The organism is Vagococcus sp. QWL-13, from assembly GCF_058683555.1.
Genome location: NZ_CM178746.1, coordinates 862,192 through 878,864, shown reverse-complemented (window position 1 = coordinate 878,864; position 16,673 = coordinate 862,192). Strand labels below are relative to the sequence as shown.

Genomic DNA, 16,673 nt, shown 5'->3' with positions numbered 1-16,673 from the left:
GGAAAAGTTATTTCGTTTTCACCATTGTAAATAGCACTTTACCCACTGGGATTTAATCAACGTATTAGTTCCTCATTATTTTTCACTTCCCTTAACCAACCCATACATAAACAGATCGACAAATGTCTCGATTAATTCTTCCCAATTTTCTAAAAGATATAATTGATTTTCGATGGCATTCATTCCAAAACCGATAAGAGCTGTTAAAATCATCCATGAAGAATGGCTGTCAAGTTGCCTGATAACCCCTTCGGAATAGCCTTTTAAGAGTAAATTTTGCAATAAATTTTTATCGTTTTCATTATCATGCTTCATTTTAAACATTGTATTCGAACCGGTTTTGATAAACGCTTTTCCCATCTCGGGATTACTGGTCATGCTGGAAATAAATTGCATGAAAGAATATTTTAACTGCTGGTCGATGGTCAAATCTTTATTATTATCCAGAGTGCTCGTGACGTCTGCTACTATTTTCTCGTAAATTTTAGCTCCTATATCTTCGGCGATTTCAGCTTTATTTTCATAATAGATGTAGATGGTTGTAGGAGAATAATCAATCCGCTCTGCGATTTTACGCATTGACAATTTTTCAAAGCCAGCCTCATTGATAATTTTTATACTGGCATCTAAAATCAACTTTTTCATGTTTTCTTTTTCAAGTGAACGCCTTTTTTCCACGATTACTTCACACCTCCATTAACACTGTTAACTATATTAACAGTGTTAATGTATCACTGCTTTGAATTTATGTCAAGGCATATCATCAAGATTGATTATATTGTTTAGTATGCATTGTATTGAGCTAAGTCTGGTTGATTCTTTTTTCTTTAATTTTTTTTAAAAAACAAACCCATGAAAAGGTTCGTTCTCATAATATCTTTTTAAACAATGGAAATAAAAATCCACTGACTTTCCCATCCGATTTTCCAAAACAAAATTGAAATTTTTCTTTCTATTGAATTGCTCCGCCGATTACTTTGATATCCATTTCATGAACAACAATTGCTTCAACAGCATAGCAAAGTCCTTCCACAATGACATCCAATGACATACTGGGCATACCTTTTTTGTCGACTACTTGCTCTGGAAGAAAAGGTATATGGATAAAACCCGAACGCTTTCCGGAAAATTTAGTCTTTATTAAATGCTGTACACCATAAGTCACATGGTTACAGATAAATGTTCCTGCTGTATTAGAAATAGAAGCCGGAATTTCCTTAGCTCGAATATTTGCAACCATAGCTTTGATTGGCAAGTTAACAAAATAAGCTGATGGCCCATCTTCAAAAATAGGTTCATCTATCGGCTGATTACCTTCATTATCCGGAATTATGCAATCATCCACATTGATGCCGATACGCTCAATAGTGATATCCGGACGTCCCCCAGCCTGCCCGATGGAAAGTATCACATCTGGATCGTGCCTAATAATAGCTTCCTCTATTTTAACAAGTGATTTTCTCACGATTGTGGGAATTTCCAATGGAATGATTTCTGCTCCGTTAATGGTTCTTGGAAGTCTTTTAACTGCTTCAATCGAAGGATTGATTACTTCTCCTCCGAAGGGATCAAAACCTGTGATTAATATTTTCATTTCTTTCCTCCTTAAAGGCTAATGGGGACAGTGATTACGTTTGAATCCTAATAAAAAACTATCCATACAAAATGGATAGTTTTTTGTTAAGACCATTCATGCTTTCTTATGGCAGTTCATTACCTGCCGCTCGGTACAATTCATACCAGTCTTCACGACTCATTTGAATATCAGAAGCATCCGCCACTTCTTTCACACGCTCATTTGTCATAGTCCCGATAATCGTTTGGATATTTGCCGGGTGACGGTTGATCCAAGCCGCTGCCAAACCTGTTTTAGTTACACCATATTTGTCAGCCATTTTCTCCATTACTTTGTTCAATTCTGAAAATTTCGGATTATCTATAAATACACCTTCAAAGAAGCCATATTGGAATGGTGACCAAGCTTGAATCGTCACATCATGGAGACGGCAATATTCAAGAATCCCCCCATCTCGATTAATTGCCGGATCAATCAACATATTTACATTAAATCCAGCATCAATCATCGGTGTAAATGCCATACTTAGTTGCAGTTGATTGACAATCAGAGGAATGTTCTCCTGATCAAGATATTTCTTCAATAGCATCATTTGTCCAGGGTTTTGATTGCTCACGCCAAACTGTTTGACTTTTCCAGCTTTTTTCAACGCAACAAAAGCTTCTGTCACTTCTTCTGGTTCCATCAACGTATCAGGCCGGTGCAGTGCCAAAACATCTAAATAGTCTGTATCCAACCTATCCAAAATACCGTCTACAGAGGACAAAATATGTTCCTTTGAAAAATCAAAAAATCCCGGACGAATGCCGCACTTTGATTGTAAGAAAATATCTTCTCGCTTGATAGAAGTGTTTTTAAACCCTGATGCAAATTTTTCTTCACATTCTCCCTTTCCATAAATATCTGCATGGTCAAAAAAGTTAATTCCCTGTGCCACTGCATGCTCCAAATAGCGGCTGATTTCAACCGTTTCCAATTTAGACATACGCATACACCCGATGGCGATTTGAGAAACTTTCATGTCTGCATTTCCGCCAAGTTCCAAATATCTCATTGCCTTTAACCTCCACTTTCTTCTACTTAAGATTGGTATTTATTCTGAATAATCTCCTGCTTGTCTAATAGCTCAAGCGACACACGATTTACGAATAAGCGGATTTCTTTTCGCCCATGTGCGTACTTTCGCAAAAGCAACTGGGAGACGATATTGCCTAAAAAATTAATAAACAGAGACACAAGGTCACTTTGCCTAAACCCGCCTTTAGAAAAATTCACGGCCAGCAGTTCCTCCGTTATACTCAGCATGAGTTCCCGATAGTAGTGATTTTTTTGAAAAGCAAAAATTTCCATCAGCAAATTGTTTATCTGCTGCTTTTGCTCTTCTAAGCTTTGTGCTTGAGTCAGCTTTTCTGTTTGGGACAATAGTTTCTCTTGGGAAAAAATTTGTTCCCATCTCTCCACATCAAACATGTATTGGCTGAACAATAATTCAAAAACCTGCAAACGTTCTAAAAATTCTTCTTGAGTCAACTTTTTCTCGCTAATGAAGGCACCCTTATTAGGTACTATCTCGAGATAGCCCAAAGACTCAAGTTTCTTAAAAGCTGCACGCACGGGAGAACGGCTCACCTCCAGCTGTTTGGCCACGTCCACTTCGTTTAGTTTCATTTTCGGTGTTAATTTCCCGATGGTTATTTGTGTTATAAGATAGTCCAATACCCTTGTTTCAGCTTTTTTCTTCCCCATAATTATTCCTTTCGCTTACTGTTCTAATCACTCCAAATCTGAGATTGGATTACTGCCGCGATACTGTCCGACAGCTCACTTACTGGCATAGTCACGAATCCCATCAGTTCTTCTCTATGAGTCATTTCACGTCCAAAGAAATGAAAATACCAGTCATGCTGATAAGGAATCTGGCCCAGCGCACGACTGTACTCATGACCTGTCACCTCAAGTGTCAGCCATTTCTCAGTCTGTTTTATTTCAGGAATCGGCCAGCCGCAAATCCCGCGTATATGAGCATCATAATGTGATAAGGAACATCCCTGTTCAGTATAATAGCCATCCGTTCCGGGAATAGAGGAAATAGAATTTACGTAAATCGTCCCCACATCATTGACAAACATTTTAATGTTTAATATCCCACGGACATGGAGGGTCACAGAAAGAATATCCGCAATGCGATAAATTTCCTCTGCTGTTTCTTCCGGCAGATTTACTGAGCCGACAATTCCCTGTAAGCGGCTCGACAAAGATATTTTTTCCGCAATCGGGAAGAAAACAGATGGTGCATCTCCATTGCTTGCCACCATGACTGAAATCTCTCTGGCTTCAGAAATCATGGACTCGATCAAACAAGGACCGCTTGAGATTAGAGAAATGCAATCAGTTAAATCTTCCAAACGCCTGATTACTTTAACGTTGTCAGGATTTTCGCGATTATGAACTGTTTTTAACACACAAGGATAGCCAATCTGCTCTAAAGCATTGTGAACATCCAGCATAGAATAAACTTCTTGATAGGGTGCAATGTTCACATTGCTCTCTTCCAAAAATCTCCGTTCTTTTATGCGGTCATGAGCAAAGATATTAGTCAGCAGCCCTTGAGGGATTGCTACTTTTTGATTTAATTCTGCTAACAGTTCTTCAGGAATATCTTCATTTTCATAGGTGACAACATCACATAATTCTGCCAGCCTTTTCAAACCATTGCGACTTGTGACATCAGCAATAATCTGCCACGAAGCGACTTGACCTGCTGGACAGTTTTCATCTGGGTCGATCACACCGACTTCAATACCGATTTTTTGTGCCGAGAGACACAACATTCTTGCAGTGTGTCCACCGCCAATAATGCCCAAAACCTGACCTGGAATAAACAAACTCGACATGTTGCCTCCCTACTCTGCTTCTCTTTTTAACACCTGTTCAATGTTGCTTCCATTTTCGTTAATCGTATGCAGACAGCTGATACGTTTCAATCACGCTGATAATTTTATTGGCATAATCAGGATCAGTTGCATACCCGGCTTGCTCCAAAGCTAAAGAAGCCTCGTGGTAATTTGCTGCGTTCAATACCCCATGATAGAGCGTGGGGTCCCAAGAAACACCGTTGACAAACAGCAAGCTGTGATCACGCATTGACTCCGCCCAGCTGTCGTACACTTTGAAATTTCCGTCAATTTCGATCCACTGATTATTTTCAAATTCTTTTGTTTTTAAAAAGACACCTTTACCTTCTTCATGGTTTTTGACGCCAAAAAGATTATGATACTTCGCGGCCAGCTCACTGCGTCCCCAATCAGATTCCAGAATCGCCTGCCCCAAAATAATGCTGGGAAGCACGCCAAATTCCTGCCTGAGGGACTGGGCTGTGGGCACCAATTCCCTGATGAAGTCCTCTTTGCTGGTATCTGGTTCTTGAATCGCTGGCGTGTTTCTATCTAAAAAAACAACACCGACCACATTTTTCACGATAGAACTTAAACCAATCAAGGCAAAAAGAAACACCCCTAAGGTTATCATCTGCTTAAGATTTTTTTGTCGTTTCTTTTGACGACGATTCTGACGTCGTACTGTCTTTTTTTTCATTTTGTTCATTTTCCAAAAGCTCAATATATTCTTCCAGTACCAAACCGTGTTTTTTCATATACTGAGCGTGTTCCTTTCCTATGTATCGTAAATGCCATGGTTCATACAGTATCTTGGTGATACCTTCTTTATCTTTGGGATAGCGGATGATAAAACCAAACTCTGTACAATGTTCATCTAGCCATTTTCCTGCCTTAGTTTCGCCAAATTCTCCAACCAGACCTTTGCCGCTTGCCAACCATGTGTCATCCAATACATCCAAAGCTAAACCCGTGTGATGCTCACTTGTTCCGGGTTTAGCCACATAATCCTCTGTTAACTTCTGTGCTTCTTTTTCTGTCGTTCCCTGATTCAAATTCTCCGACAAGTTGTCTTGATAGACTTGTTCCTGATAAGAAAATGAACGGTAGCCAGAAATAATTTTTAATGTAATCCCTGCTTCTTCCGCCGCCTTCACCATTGCTTTATAAGGTTCCACAAGAACTTCTGCACCTTCATGCCCGTCTGCCAGCGGTTTTAAAGGCATTGTCAAATCTTTGTCCACAAAGGAATGGTCACTATTGATCAATCGCAGACAGTAGTCTGACAAATCGGCTTCCGGCAGAGTTTCTTTTTCAGTTTCTTCGGCAGCCAGCTTGGGATAATCATACAACTCAAACATGGGTATGCCCAGCTGACGCTCTTGCAATTCCTTTAAGTGAATAAAAAGAAAAAAACCTACTAAAGCAGTTAATACCATTAATATCTTTTTAGACATCTATTTCATCTCATTCTTCCTGTTCAGAATACAAATAACTTTCTGTCAGATTTTCATTTACCCATTCCAATAAGTCGACCGGCGAATCTTCAATTTGCCGTTGGATCATGGTTGGGAGATGGAAAGTCAAAATATCATCATAGCCCCATGTGTCATACTCCAGCGAAACTTTTAAATGAATCATGCTGTTTATTTTCCAAGAGCGTTCGCGGTGGGAATGGGAATCCTTTTGGGTAATCAGCTCTACCGTTGCTTCCCCCGTTTGAATCCATTTTTTAGCAATAATCGTTTTCAAACGTTTATACTCTGGAACGATATAGTTTCTTTTTTCAGGAAATAATGCTGCTTGCCGAATCATCTTTTGAACAAGCATCCATTCATAGTCTGAAAAAAGGTTTTTGATTTTCTGAACGGTCTCACTGTTCAGTGTGTTCCCGCCAAGTTTCCATTCTTCCCATCTGTCAGATCCCACATTTAAATAACTTTCACAAAAATCTTGTTCCGTAGAAAATTGATTATGAACCCGATCAACAATAATCGCAACTAATGCTTGATGCATTCCTATCACCTCAATTATTATTTGCTTTCCTTAATCATAACAAATTTTTGATTAAGTCTGTGTCAATTCCATTAAAATTTAAAGAAACTTTTCTTAATCTCCAAGAAATGTTCGAATTCAGTCAAAAAATAAAACAATTGCGCCCGATATTCAAACTCCTCACGATTTTCGGGCAACGGACTGTGCCGATAAAAATCATAGACTTCCTCCAACTGCTCCAGCAATTCCGTCCCGTCATTTTCTTTGGAGAAACGGTTGACAGTCTCTCTCAATAATCCCGCAATGACCGTTCCTTGTCCCTGTCCCTGCGCCAAGGGAAGCACACTTTGAATCACAGAATTCATTTTTTCCAGAGTTTGGACCTGCAGTGCACGCATCGAAAAATAAGAAGCATAATAACTTTCATCCCGGAACAAAAAATTATCGTCATGAGTTTTTGCCCACGCTTCTGACTGTTCCAAAGTATTTTTTAAAATAGCCAGCTTGTTGTCGCAGTTGCCCATCCTTTTAGCTTCAAGCAGGTCTGCGAAACTCGTTAACACTTGTATCAGCTCTTTATCGATTAATTCTTGCTTTTCTTTTAGTTTGTCTTCTGCATTTGGCATGTAAAGATTCACAACCAATGCGAACCCTACTCCGATAATCAGCAGCATGTAGGCATTTTTTACCAGCTGAATATTGATATCTCCTGCCATCAGAAATTGCGAAATCAGCACCGAGCTGACTGGAATTCCTTCGTTTAGCTGAAAATAATTTGCCAAGACAATAAACACCAGCAAAAACAGGCCAAAGGATAAGGCGTGGTAGCCCAAAGTCGGAAAAATCACCCAAGCGATAAAGGCAGCAATACTCAAGGCTACCAGTCTTTCAACCCCTACCCTGATCGTTGACTTTTTAGTTGCTGTTACACTGAGCAAGGCTATAATTCCTGCAGAAGCCGGGTTCAGCAAGGCAAGTTGTTTCGCCACAAAAATAGCTGCAGTTGCACTGACTGCCGTTTTTATCGTTCGCAAACCGATTTTCATACCACGATCTCCTTTTCTATTCTCAAACCATTTTACCATGTTTTTTAATATTGGCTAGTCCCTGATTTTTTTTGAAAATTTTGTTATAGTTATAGTAAGAAAACAGGAACAAGGAAAGAGGAAAAAAAATGGCACTAGGATCTTTCAGGCTAGGTTTTCGAACATTTAAAACAGCTTTATCAGTTGCCCTTTGTATCATTATATTCAATTATTTTGGCGACCATTCACCTATGATTGCCTCACTGGCAGCAGTTTTTGCTTTAAGGGAAGATCTTTCCAGCACTTACTCCTTCGGCGGATTGAGGATTTTTGGTACGGTGATTGGCGGATTAGCAGCTGTGGGTTACTATTTCTTCCAGCAGCCCTTTCAGCAAAAAGAGATTATTGAAATCATCTTGATTCCTGCCTTTGTTGCAATCATCATCATTTTTTTGAACGGCATCCATATGAATAAAAGTATTATTGCTAGTGTGGCTACTTTTTTAGTCATTGTTTTTGGTATCCCTCAAGGTGAAGCATACCTTTACATCATCCAGCGGACGTTCGACTCTTTTATCGGCGTCATCATCGCGGTCAGTGTCAATCGTCTAGTTAAGTCACCGCCCCAAGCTATCGAGGAAGTCATCAGCGAAAAAGAAGCGGCCGAGGAGCTGGAGAAATTAAAAATCAGAGAACTGGAAAAAGAAATCGCCGCACTAAAAAAAGAATTAGCAGAGAAAAAATCAACTTCATAACAATCGTTAAAACAAAAAATCCACGCTCAAAAAGAAAGCGTGGATTTTTCGTTATTTATTTTCAGAATCAGAAATATTTACTACCTTGTGCTCTCCCCGCTTAGAAAAGTTTTCTATCAACTCTTTCACATCTAGACCTGTAGTTTCTTTCAGGGTCTCTTGGGTCGTGGCCAGCAAGTTGGTCGCATAATCAGTCACACGATTAGCGCCGCTTCCTTCACCGCCCCTGCCAGTATCCACAACAGAGATTTTATCAATGTTTCCTAGTGGCTGTGCCGCCTCTTTAACGATGGATGGTAAAATTTCAATCACCATGCTGAGAACTGCCGCCTCGCCGTATTGTTTGAACGCTTCGGCAATCTTTTCTTTTGCTTCTGCTTCTGCCTGTCCTCTAGCCAAAATTGCTTCAGCTGCTGCCAGACCTTCCAAACGAACTTGGGAAGCATTTGCTTCTGCCATTGCTTCGATTCTAAATCTTTCAGCTTCGGCTTGAGCAACCTCCCGTGCCTTGGCTGCCAGAGCTTCCTGTTCTTTCGCATAGCGGTCGGCGTCAGCTTTTTTCTTCACTTCAGAATCATATTGCTTTTCACGACGGATGATTTCTTTTTCTTCCAGTTCGATTTGTTTTTGCCGTTCGATAACTTTGACTTCCATCTCTTGAGCGATAACTTCTTGTTGTGCCTTGGCACTTTCCAAGCCGTAAGCCTGGTCGGCACGGGCCTTGGCAATGTCTTGTTCTTCTTTATAAGCTGCTAACTTCAATTCTTTTTCTTTCGCAGCTTCGGCAATTTCAGTCTGCCGCTCCAATTCTGATTTCTGTGATTCTTTTTCTGCTTGAGCCCGCTTGATTCTAGTTTCTTTATCTGCTTCAGCTTCTGCAATGTTCGCATCACGTTTGACTTGAGCGATTCTCGGTTTCCCAAGTGAGTCAAGGTAGCCGTTTTTATCCTTGACTTCCTTGATGGTAAATGAAACGATGACCAGACCCATTTTGGCCAAATCCACACTGGCAACTTCCTGCACACTCTGACTAAACTTGTCTCTGTTTTGGTAAATTTCTTCAACTGTCATGGAGCCAAGAATCGAACGCAAATGACCTTCAAGGACTTCGCGGGCTTCATTCTCTAACTCTTCTCTTGTTTTACTTAAAAATTGTTCCGCTGCTGTGGCAATTTCTTCCACAGAGGAACCTATTTTAATGATAGACGTGCCATCAGCCATGACTGGCACACCTTGTTCCGTATAAACTTCAGGTGTAGACACATCCAACTTGCTTGATAATAAACTTAAACGATTGGACCGTTGGAAAACAGGCAGGACAAAGGCACCGCCTCCGCGAACGATTTTTACTTTATTACCAGCCTCGTCACTATGAACATTTTTAGCCCCTAAATAGGACCCGCTGATGATTAAAGCCTCATCAGGTTTCGCTGTTTGATACTTTGAAACAAACACTATCAGCAGCATTAAAATCACAAATGCTGCAATACCAATCGGTATAAAAAGCATGTCTTTCTCCTCCTAATGTCAAATAAAATTTTCTTTAAATGGGACTACATAGCAAACTCTTTCTCTGATTTCAATAATCAAAACCTCTTTTCCCGCAGGAATGGGTTCTTCTTGCGGTTCATAAAGTGCGGCTGGTCGGGTTAAAGAGCCGGTAACACTTTTATACTGGATTTCTCCCATCCCTTTAATAGGAATCGGCGTGACCACTACCGCCACTCGTCCTTCCATATCTTTCTCGGAAATCGATATCGTCGCTTCAGAATTTCTCAAAGGAACGATGACATAAAAATTCAGCAAGAAAACTAATAATGTGGAAATTGCTCCGCTAATTAAAAAGATGGTCAGCCCGTTTAAATCAATCAAGCGTTCACCTAGATAACCGAAAAGCGATGTAAACGCGACCCAAGGTACAATCAGCATCGGATCAATCGGACCATCGAAGTCAAAGATGTCACCAAAAAGAAACAGTAACACTGCAATCCCAGCACAAATCAGCAACGAATAAAAATAAATGGTCTCCAATTGTACCCCTCCAATCATTTCATCACTTCCTTTCCTCCAACAAGCGTAATTCTATTTTAACAATTGTTAGTTAAAAAGAATAGTAATTTCCCCAAAAACTTGCGCAATATGAAGCAATCAGACACCTGTCTATTTTTCGTCTCTTTTCTTGATAAGTAGTAGTGCGACTGATTTTTTTGACTGAAAAATGACAGATTCCAACTGAAGTCACCTAAAAAAATCGAACATCACGATTTCATCAGTATTAATTCACCTCTAGGACATACTGCTTGAGTAATGCTCTACACCGTTTTTTTAATGAGAAACGCACCGATGTTTTTTATCTAAGTCATGGAAAATCCGTCTTCACTTAAATTTTTTTATAATAGAAAAATAAATAGCCAACAATGATACTCCAACCATCATAATACCTCTTACAGTCACGTAACTCGTAAAATAATCAGCAACATTGACGGCAATAAAAACTAAAACCAAGCCCAACTCCCATTGATATTTTTTTATAAAACCCACACTAACCTACCCCTTTTTTTAATTAATCAGCTTTAGTATATCAATTAATCATAGAAAGAAACAGGCGTTCAAAAATCTGCACAAATAAAACGCACAGGATTAACCTGTACGTTTGCGTTTCTTAGTGATTTCTTTCTGACAATTCGGACAAAGAAATGTTGCGTGATTTCCTGAAACTTGGCCAAGTATCTCATTTGCCTGTTGTTCGCTCTCAAAATTTACCGCAGAAAACTTAAAATCATCCATGTCCAAAGAGACTGTCGGGGGTTCAAAAGTGACACCTGTGAACTGCATACCGCAAGAACAGCGGATTTTGTACTTCAACTTGTCATTTTCCATTGAATCACCTCTAACCAGATTATACGCCTTGACAGAGAAAAAACAAAATAAATATATAAACTGCTGTGAAAAATGATGATGTAGCTTAAAACACATGGAGAAAAATTCTTAATAGTCAAAACTTTTCTATAAAATATTTCAGACAGGTCTCCAAGCTTAACAGCTTTGAAGACCTGTCTTTTCTATGTCGGCTTTCAATTTTTTGTTAGTTCATCCTTATTCCTAAGCATTATTCATTAGATTTCAATGCTTCGATCATATCGATTTTCTTTAGTTTCCGGTGCATCACATACATCACGATACCTGAAAACAGTAATGTCAGTACACCTGCATAAACAAAACTCTCCCAATGGATTGTAGGGGAAAACATCACCATATCTACTTCTGCTGTTTGAAGGACAAAAGTATGGAGTAATTTTCCTAATCCCATACCGGCAATGATTCCCAACCAAGTCAAAATATTATTCTCCCGATACACATACATGGTCACCTCATTGGGATAAAAACCGAGAACTTTGATAGTAGACAGCTCACGGATTCTTTCAGAAACATTGATATTGGTCAAATTATACAGCACAATAAAGGCTAGTAACCCTGCACAAATAATCAAAACCCAGACCACGATATTTAAACTGCCGATTGTATCAGACATGGCCTGACTGGCATCACTGGTGAACGTTACATTCAATACGTTGTCCACCTCCATCAGCTTTGTTGACAAAACATCCTCTTCTTTACTCGTGAGTTTCTCATCGAAAAGCAGCAAATCGGTCTGATATATCGGCTTTTCGACAATAACTTTTTCATAAAGAGTCGGTGTGGCGTACACATAGTGCATCGCATAGTTTTCAACAATATCCGAAACTTTGAACTCATAGAGTTTATCATCGTCATCTGCCATCTTAAATGTGTCTCCTACACTTAAATCAAACAACTTTGCTAGTTTTTCTGTCACAAGCACACCCTCGTCAGTCATTTGATAAACTTTCCCTGACTTACGGTCATTGAACAGGACAAACTCTTCCATCTCTTCAGTTTTTTCAGGCACTTCAAGAATGACATCTTGACTCAGTATATCATGGCCATTCATCGTGAAGCTTTTCATAGCCACTGCCAATTTTTTATCATACGAGTCCTGATTTTCTAAAATTTCTTCATAATCTTTTTCATCGGTTTCCGGTGCTTCTTCCTTAGTCACAATAGCTTGGTATTGCCAAAGTTTACTGTACTGGATAGAGACCACATCTGAAATAGAATCCCTGATTCCAAAACCTGTCACCATCAACGCCATACAGCCAGCCACTCCAAAAACGGTCATAAACATCCGCTGTTTGTAACGGAATAAATTACGAGCAGTCACCTTGTGATTAAAGTTTAGCCGTTTCCAGATAAAGGTCAGTCTCTCCAAAAAGATACGTTTCCCTGCCTTTGGTGCCTTGGGCCGCATCAGTACTGCAGGCTTGCTGAACAAATCGATTCGCAAAACCACTAATGTTGAGACTAATGTACAGGCAATCGCAACCAGAAAGGACTGTAATGCGTAGCTGATATAATAAGTAATTTCCACTGTGGGCAAATCATACATTGCTCCGTAAGCATCGAAGATAACTCTTGGAAATAAATTAAATCCGATAACTAAACCTGCTGCGGCTCCAATAATCGTGGTGATGGTCGCGTAGACGATAAACTTTTGAGAGATTTCAAAATTCGTATACCCCAAAGCTTTTAAGGTGCCGATTTCCCCCCGTTTCTCCTCCACCATGCGTGTCATCGTCGTTAAACAGACTAAAGCAGCAATCAGAAAGAAAAATACAGGAAATACTGTTGCGATGGAAGAAATCCGGTCGGCATTCTCATTAAATTCCAAATAACCGGGATTATCGTCACGGGTAGAGAAAAGATATTCCGGCAGTTCCAGTTCAGCTAATTCCTGTTCTTTCTCCGCCAATTCATTTTTAGCCTTTAACAGCTTTTCTTCTTCCTCTGCCAACTCTGTTTCAGCCTCAGCCAGTTTGGTTTTTCCCTCTTCGATTTCCTTTTTAGATATTTCTATTTGGGCAGCCACTTCAGGTAATTGAGTCATACCGCTTTGTTCTGCTTGAGACACTTGGTCTTGAGCTGCTTGCAGCTTATTCTTTTCAGCAGTTAATTGTGTTTTCGCCGTCTCCAGTTTCTGTTCCCCATCACGAATCGTCTCTCTGGCTTCCTCTATAGGTTCGGAAAACTCTTTTTTAATCTCAGCTAAACGTTCTTCCGGACGGGCAGAAAAATTTTTCTCTAACCGCTCCAAATGCTTCTCGATTTTTTTATCATAACTATCCGTATAAGCTGTTTCCTCCGCCAGATTTTTAAATGTCACATAAATGCCGGTATAAGTTTCCATATCAAAAGCATCTTCAGGAATAACCGCAAAATAATCAATAGAACCTTTTCCCACATTGGTTTTTCCCCGGGAAATTTTTTCTATGTACTCAGGCGAGTCAACAAAACCTACGATTTTAAAAGATGTCACTTTAAACTGATCCATTGTTTCCTGATCCGTCACGAGACGGTACTGATCCCCCACTTGATAACCGTCCAGTACTCGCGCTTGCTGGTCCAAAACGATCTCGCCGCTTTTTTCCGGCAATCGTCCTTCTGCAACAACGATTTGGTTCAGCGCCTCTTTGTTCTTTCGATTGAAAGAAAGGATTCTGATCGTACGGCTGTCCTCTTCAAAATTCACATCCAAATTATAGCTTGGCTGAATTTTATCAATCGACTTATCAGCTTCTAAAATGGCCACATCATCTTCTGTCAGACCCATTGTGGAGACGATACTCGCTTCCATCAACGATTGATCTTTATAGTATTTATCAGCCGTGTCCAGCATATTGGGACCTGTTGCCTTGATTCCTACATAAAATGCCACACCCAGCATAATAATACCGAGGATGGAAAAAAATCTTGATTTTGATTGCCAAATTTCTCTAAAAATTGTCTTTTGCAGCGATTTTTTTCTCACAATCTCACCTACCACTCAATTGTTTCTACCGGGATTGGCTGTTCATTGATTTCTATCTTGCGTACGGTGGCATCATTGATATGAATCACCCGGTCCGCCATTGGTGCAATCGCCGAATTATGAGTGATGACCACCACCGTCTTGCCCATTTTGCGACAGCTGTCTTGTAGTAATTTTAAAATTTGTTTGCCTGTTTTGTAATCTAAAGCACCCGTAGGTTCATCACACAAGAGCAGTTTAGGATTTTTAGCCAATGCTCTGGCGATAGCCACTCTTTGCTGCTCACCGCCTGACAGTTGTGCCGGAAAATTATCCTTGCGGTGAGATAGACCTACTTGTGCCAGGACCTCCTCCACGTCTAAAGCAGCAGAAGTCACCTGAGAAGCCAGCTCCACATTTTCTTTCGCCGTTAAATTGGAGACCAAATTATAAAACTGAAAAACAAACCCCACATCAATTCTCCGGTAAGTGGTGATTTTCTTTTCGTTAAATGTTGCAATGTCTGTTCCGTCAACAATGATTTGACCTTCATCACTGCTGTCCATTCCTCCAAGGATATTTAAGACCGTCGATTTCCCGGCACCGCTGGGACCAAGAATGATGGCAAATTCTCCTTCATTGATTGAAAAATTAATATCATTATTTGCCACAATGATATTTTCGCCCATCTGATAACGTTTATAAACATTTTTTAATTGTACGTAGCTCATTTTTTACCTCTTTTTATTTTTTTATTTCCCGATATGACGTGTTCCTTGAATCACTGTTTGATACAGCAACTGACCCATCTCTTCCTCTGATTCTTTCATGCCCTCTTCGAACCATTTTAAAATAATCCCTGCACTACCCCCAACAATAAATGTGAGAAGATAGTTGGTCATTGCCGAGCTGGAATTTGATAAATCAAACTCTTCTGCGAAATCTTCCTTAAACAGCTGGCGGACAAGCTGATCCATCTGATAAACAAAAGTTAACGTCGTATCGGTAGATAAAATTAGAGAAGCGATTTTTTCATTTTCCCGAATACAACGGAACACACCATAAAATGCCGCCATCGTCGACTTTGATTTTTCTTCTTCAATCATTTTGACTAATTCTGTCAGCAGCTGCCGGCTAAGCTGTTGCAGCATATCGTCTGGGTCCTTGTAGTGCAGATAGAATGTGGCACGGCTGATGCCTGCTCTTTGAGTCAATTCGCTCACACTGATCGCGTTGATTTCTTTTTCTTTTGACAATGACACAAAGGCATCCAATAATTCCTGCTGAGTTTTCAAAATTCTTTTGTCCGTCTTTTTCATTGAAACTCCTCCAAATCTTTTTAAATTTTCTCACAATAATTGACAGTTGTCAATTATTTTAACTGTTTAAAATTTCTTTATTCTTTTGTATAATAGTCATACTTAATAGGAGGAAAACAATGAAGAACAATCCCTACAAAAAAAAGTATTATAAAACTAAATCATCTAATAAAAATAAGAATAAATTATTCCTTTTGGGGAGTATCCTTGTTTTGATTCTCGGATTGATTGGTATCGATCTGCCGAAAGTAGTGACAGATTTTTTTGATGTGCCGGAAGTAGGTACAGTAACTGAACTGCGGCCAGAGGATAAGCAGACAGAGAGTTTTTCAAATGAAAAAGCTTCACATTTTACTTCTGAAGAATTAGCATTTGACGGAAAAGGCTGGATCACATACGGCCCTCTTGATAAAAGCCAGCGGGCAACGGGAGCAGATGCAATAATCACAAAAGACATGATTGGCACAGGAACTAAAGCCAACAGTAATATCCGGCCTCCCGGTTTTATCTCCGGCCTCGAGCCCCACGGACATGCCCGGGGACATTTGATTGGCAGACAGTTTGGCGGCAGCGGGGATGACGAAAGAAACCTTGTCACCCTCTTCCAGTATCCAGTGAACTCGCCTTACATGACCAAATATGAAAATAAAATCCGACAAGCAGTGGATCAGGGAGAAACAGTCCGATATCGTGTGACCCCTTTGTATGAAAGGGAGCAGATGATGCCCGCCGCCATCCGCTTAGAAGCCAAGAGTATCTCTGCTGGCGGAAAGATCGACTTTGACGTTACGATTATGAATAAACAGGAAGAGGAATAGCATCATGGAACATTTATTTATCAGACAGCTGCTTGCATTAGAGGACGACACTATCATCTCTTTCAAAACAATGCTTGCCAGTCAGCAAATTGAAGAAGTCAACGATGTGCTGATTTTTCAACAACCAGCAATCACAAATATTTTCAATAAGACGAGCCAGGCACTAGCCTCACCTGACACTATTTCTGTTGATTTTTTGAATGAAAATCAAAGCGAAGTGCTGGCAATGACCATCGACGGCGATTTTATTTGCGGCAACCAGCAACACACCTATTGCATCCCAAAAAATCTGCTTAAAGCTGATTTAGAGATATTCGATTTGCCCATAAGGAAATTCTTTCTGGCACTTGATTCAGGAGAGATACAGTCTCAAATTATTCCTGAACAGATCTTTTAAAATGCTTGAAAACTTGACTGTCTTAGCAGTG

Annotated in this window: 19 protein-coding genes; 3 read left to right on the top strand and 16 right to left on the bottom strand. The window is 39.9% G+C overall.

The window, feature by feature from the left end; translation table 11 throughout:
• Positions 1-75 precede the first annotated feature (75 nt).
• From AC4PHI_RS04140 to AC4PHI_RS04100, 9 genes are all read right to left on the bottom strand, one after another.
• Positions 76-678 (bottom strand): TetR/AcrR family transcriptional regulator, encoded by a 603-nt coding sequence (locus tag AC4PHI_RS04140; RefSeq protein ID WP_492201052.1) that lies wholly within the window; start codon positions 676-678, stop codon positions 76-78.
• A gap of 274 nt (positions 679-952) precedes the next feature.
• Entirely contained in the window at positions 953-1,594 is a 642-nt protein-coding gene (gene pcp, locus AC4PHI_RS04135; protein ID WP_492201051.1) for a pyroglutamyl-peptidase I, read from the bottom strand.
• Between the two features lie 106 nt (positions 1,595-1,700).
• Positions 1,701-2,630: an aldo/keto reductase gene (locus tag AC4PHI_RS04130; protein ID WP_492201050.1), complete on the bottom strand. Its 930-nt coding sequence runs from the start codon at positions 2,628-2,630 to the stop codon at positions 1,701-1,703.
• Positions 2,631-2,656: 26 nt separating this feature from the next.
• Positions 2,657-3,322, bottom strand: coding sequence for a GntR family transcriptional regulator (locus AC4PHI_RS04125; RefSeq protein WP_492201049.1), 666 nt, complete (start codon positions 3,320-3,322; stop codon positions 2,657-2,659).
• 23 nt (positions 3,323-3,345) lie between these two features.
• Positions 3,346-4,470: an ATP-grasp domain-containing protein gene (locus AC4PHI_RS04120; RefSeq protein WP_492201048.1), complete on the bottom strand. Its 1,125-nt coding sequence runs from the start codon at positions 4,468-4,470 to the stop codon at positions 3,346-3,348.
• Between the two features lie 58 nt (positions 4,471-4,528).
• Positions 4,529-5,170, bottom strand: a complete 642-nt coding sequence (locus AC4PHI_RS04115) for a glycoside hydrolase family 73 protein (RefSeq protein ID WP_492201047.1) — start codon at positions 5,168-5,170, stop codon at positions 4,529-4,531.
• Positions 5,109-5,927 (bottom strand): M15 family metallopeptidase, encoded by an 819-nt coding sequence (locus AC4PHI_RS04110; protein WP_492201046.1) that lies wholly within the window; start codon positions 5,925-5,927, stop codon positions 5,109-5,111. The genes AC4PHI_RS04115 and AC4PHI_RS04110 overlap by 62 nt, the downstream gene beginning before the upstream one ends.
• Before the next feature lie 10 nt (positions 5,928-5,937).
• A complete protein-coding gene (locus tag AC4PHI_RS04105; protein WP_492201045.1) occupies positions 5,938-6,486 on the bottom strand; it encodes a hypothetical protein in 549 nt (182 codons plus the stop codon).
• 71 nt (positions 6,487-6,557) lie between these two features.
• Complete coding sequence (locus AC4PHI_RS04100) at positions 6,558-7,511, bottom strand: aromatic acid exporter family protein (RefSeq protein WP_492201044.1); 954 nt, start codon at positions 7,509-7,511, stop codon at positions 6,558-6,560.
• A gap of 128 nt (positions 7,512-7,639) precedes the next feature.
• Between AC4PHI_RS04100 and AC4PHI_RS04095 the strand changes: the two genes are divergently transcribed.
• Positions 7,640-8,245, top strand: a complete 606-nt coding sequence (locus tag AC4PHI_RS04095; protein ID WP_492201043.1) for an FUSC family protein — start codon at positions 7,640-7,642, stop codon at positions 8,243-8,245.
• A gap of 51 nt (positions 8,246-8,296) precedes the next feature.
• On the opposite strand, the gene floT is transcribed toward AC4PHI_RS04095, so the two are convergent.
• The 7 genes from floT to AC4PHI_RS04060 form a co-directional block, all read right to left on the bottom strand.
• Entirely contained in the window at positions 8,297-9,754 is a 1,458-nt protein-coding gene (gene floT / locus AC4PHI_RS04090; protein WP_492201042.1) for a flotillin lipid rafts scaffold protein FloT, read from the bottom strand.
• Between the two features lie 18 nt (positions 9,755-9,772).
• A complete protein-coding gene (locus AC4PHI_RS04085) occupies positions 9,773-10,294 on the bottom strand; it encodes an NfeD family protein (protein ID WP_492201041.1) in 522 nt (173 codons plus the stop codon).
• A 327-nt stretch (positions 10,295-10,621) separates the two neighbouring features.
• Positions 10,622-10,786: a hypothetical protein gene (locus AC4PHI_RS04080; RefSeq protein ID WP_492201040.1), complete on the bottom strand. Its 165-nt coding sequence runs from the start codon at positions 10,784-10,786 to the stop codon at positions 10,622-10,624.
• A gap of 99 nt (positions 10,787-10,885) precedes the next feature.
• Positions 10,886-11,125, bottom strand: coding sequence for a hypothetical protein (locus tag AC4PHI_RS04075; protein WP_492201039.1), 240 nt, complete (start codon positions 11,123-11,125; stop codon positions 10,886-10,888).
• A gap of 229 nt (positions 11,126-11,354) precedes the next feature.
• Positions 11,355-14,129 carry an FtsX-like permease family protein gene (locus AC4PHI_RS04070; RefSeq protein ID WP_492201038.1) on the bottom strand — a complete coding sequence of 925 codons (2,775 nt, stop codon included), beginning with the start codon at positions 14,127-14,129 and terminating at the stop codon, positions 11,355-11,357.
• A gap of 8 nt (positions 14,130-14,137) precedes the next feature.
• Positions 14,138-14,839, bottom strand: coding sequence for an ABC transporter ATP-binding protein (locus AC4PHI_RS04065; protein ID WP_492201037.1), 702 nt, complete (start codon positions 14,837-14,839; stop codon positions 14,138-14,140).
• 21 nt (positions 14,840-14,860) lie between these two features.
• A complete protein-coding gene (locus tag AC4PHI_RS04060) occupies positions 14,861-15,427 on the bottom strand; it encodes a TetR/AcrR family transcriptional regulator (RefSeq protein ID WP_492201036.1) in 567 nt (188 codons plus the stop codon).
• A gap of 119 nt (positions 15,428-15,546) precedes the next feature.
• Between AC4PHI_RS04060 and AC4PHI_RS04055 the strand changes: the two genes are divergently transcribed.
• Both AC4PHI_RS04055 and AC4PHI_RS04050 read left to right on the top strand, forming a co-directional pair.
• Positions 15,547-16,245 carry a DNA/RNA non-specific endonuclease gene (locus AC4PHI_RS04055; protein ID WP_492201035.1) on the top strand — a complete coding sequence of 233 codons (699 nt, stop codon included), beginning with the start codon at positions 15,547-15,549 and terminating at the stop codon, positions 16,243-16,245.
• Positions 16,246-16,249: 4 nt separating this feature from the next.
• Complete coding sequence (locus AC4PHI_RS04050; protein ID WP_492201034.1) at positions 16,250-16,642, top strand: hypothetical protein; 393 nt, start codon at positions 16,250-16,252, stop codon at positions 16,640-16,642.
• Positions 16,643-16,673: the final 31 nt, after the last annotated feature.